At 35.7% G+C, this 1271-nt stretch carries 1 protein-coding gene; it reads right to left on the bottom strand.

What is annotated here, in order from left to right; translation table 11 throughout:
• A partial coding sequence (locus CCAND38_RS01105; protein WP_042343114.1) for an OmpA family protein occupies window positions 1–1271 on the bottom strand: 1271 nt, incomplete at both ends.

Raw genomic sequence — 1271 nt, forward strand, 5'->3', positions numbered from 1 at the left:
CGATTTGCTTGATGTTCTTCCTCAGAACATGAAACACCATCCGAACAACCATTAACTAACTGAGTTTCTCCATATCCTTTTCCTGTAATACGACTCTTATCTATTCCGTTATCAATAATCCATTTTACTGTAGATTTGGCTCTTCTGTCGGACAATGACAAGTTATAGGCATGTGACGCTCGGCTGTCGGTATGCGAACGAACATCAATTTTTATATTCGGATGTTCTTTCATAACTTGAAGAACCTTAGCTAATTGCACTTCAGCGTCAGGACGAATATTCGATTTATCTAAATCAAAATAAATTTCCTTAATATTCAATACTTTTGCCAAATCAACGTCTTTCTCAATTTTAACAACTCGTGGTTTTAACATGATTTCATAATACACTTCTCTATCATTACCCGTTGTAGTTACTTTTACTTCGGCTGTTTCAAATCCTTCTTTCTCCCCTTTTAAGTAGAAATGAGGTTCTTCACATCTGATTAAATCTCCTCCGAAAGAGAAAGCTCCTTGTTCGGTAGCCGTTTCGGATTTCAATAATGTCATATTTTTGCTTGACAATAAAACTTTTGCATTTGGAATAATCTCATTAGTTTCTGAATTTTTAACCACTCCTCGCATGATTTTTGAACAGTAAAACTGTAAAGGAGAACGCTCATAAAACGAATAAATATCATCTTTTCCTTTTCCTCCTGGACGGTTTGAAGTCAAAAATCCTATCTTTTTATCGCTATCAATTACGAAACAGAAATCATCATCGGCACTGTTGGCAGGCATACCAATGTTGATTGGCTTTGACGTTGTTCCATTGTCATAGAGCTTAACCGCAAAAATATCCAACCCTCCCAAACCTGGAAATCCATCTGATGAATAATACAGTATGTTATCTTTTGAAATGAAAGGAAACGACTCACGTCCCGTGGTATTAATCACATTCCCTAAATTTTCAGGTTTTCCATAACCATTTTCTAAAATCTTTACACGGAAAATATCAGAAGTTCCCAGAGTTCCTTCCATATCCGAAGCAAAATATAAATACTGCTCATCAGAGCTTAACGCTGGATGTGCCACATTGTAAGCATTGCTGTTAAAAGGCATCTCAATCACATTGCCCCACTTACCGTTAGCGTCTTTAGTCGCTCGTAAAATTTTTAAGAGAATAGTATTTTCACTATTCATTCTTACTTTTTTATTCACATAATTATTACGTGTGAAATAAACGGTATTGCCATCCTTAGTAAAGACAGCCGTAGATTCGTTGAATTTTGT

It is taken from the genome of Capnocytophaga canis, from assembly GCF_000827555.1.
Taxonomy (GTDB): Bacteria; Bacteroidota; Bacteroidia; order Flavobacteriales; family Flavobacteriaceae; genus Capnocytophaga; species Capnocytophaga canis.